Source organism: Bradyrhizobium nivariense (genome assembly GCF_029846695.2).
Taxonomy (GTDB): Bacteria; Pseudomonadota; Alphaproteobacteria; order Rhizobiales; family Xanthobacteraceae; genus Bradyrhizobium.
In genome coordinates, this window is sequence record NZ_JARWCR020000185.1 from 1 (window position 1) to 1,289 (window position 1,289).

Sequence of the window (1,289 nt, forward strand, 5' to 3'; positions counted from 1 at the left end):
CCGGCGGCGCCCGCGGTCTGTTCCTTCAGCGCCGCGATCAGACCGGGACGGTCGAACTTGGCGACATAGTCGTGGAAGCCGGCCTGACGGCCGCGCTCGATCGCCGCCGGCGACACCAGCGCGGAGAGGCCGATGATCGGCATCGCGCCCAGATTGCTGTCGGAGCGGATGGTCTCGGCGAACTCGAACCCGTTCATGTCGGGCATCTCGATGTCGGTCAGGACCACGTCGAAGGTCTGCGCGCGCAGCGCGGCCAGGCCCTCCTGCGCGGTCGGCGCGGTGCGGACGCGGTAGCCGGCGGCCTTGAGCACCGGGGCCAGCATGTTGCGGAAGAACGCGCTGTCGTCGACCAGCAGCACCGACTGCGAGTGCATCGACGGCTTCATCTCCTTGCGGGTGAACCAGTCGGCGAACGCCATCGGCAGGAAGTGGCCGACGTCGATCACTTCGGTGGCCTGGCCCTTGATCACGGCCGAGCCGAGGATGCCGGAGGAGGATCCGCCGACCTCGATGTTGAGCCGTTCCTCGACGATGTCGATGATCTCGTCGACGACCAGGCCCATGGAGCGGCCGTCATCGGAGAACACCAGGATCGGCTGGGCGCCCTGGCTCGCAATGGTGACGCTCTCCATGGCGACCAGCGGCATCAGCTGCTCGCGGTACTGCACCATGTAGCGGCCGTTACTGAACTCGATCTTGTCGGCCGGAAGCTCTTCGAGGCGGGTGACGAGCCCGAGCGGGACCGCCTTGGGCTGGGACGAGCCGGCGCGGAACACCAGCAGCGAAGTGGTCTGCTCGCCCGATCCGATGTGATGAGCCCCTTTCTCGTTGGCCATGTCATGGGCCGAGGAGCCGGCGGCGCCGAGCGCCTTGGCAATGCCGTTGGGGTCGATGATCATGATGACCGCGCCGTCGCCCAGGATGGTATTGCCCGAGAACATGTCGATGTGACGCAGCTTCGTCGACATCGGCTTGACCACGATTTCTTCGGTGTGGAACACGCCGTCGACGACGATGCCGAAGGTCTGGCTGCCGACCTGCGTCACCACGATGAAGCCGTTCTCGGGATCGGAGACGGCGCCGTCGTCGATCTTGAGCAGCTTCTTGAGGTGGATCAGCGGCAACAGCTTGTTGCGCAACCTGAGAACCGCGGTGTCCTTGATGCGCTCGATGCGGTGCTCTGAGTTGGCGCGGGCCCGCACCAGCTCGACCACGGCGAGCTGCGGGATGGCGAAGCGGTCGCCGGCGGCTTCCACGATCAGCGCCGAGACGATGGCCAGCGTCAGCGG

Annotated in this window: 1 protein-coding gene; it reads right to left on the bottom strand. The window is 66.5% G+C overall.

Features of this window, described 5'->3' with window-relative positions:
* Window positions 1–1,289, bottom strand: a 1,289-nt coding sequence (locus QCM77_RS45840) for an ATP-binding response regulator (RefSeq protein ID WP_280097127.1), incomplete at both ends; no start/stop codon positions are given.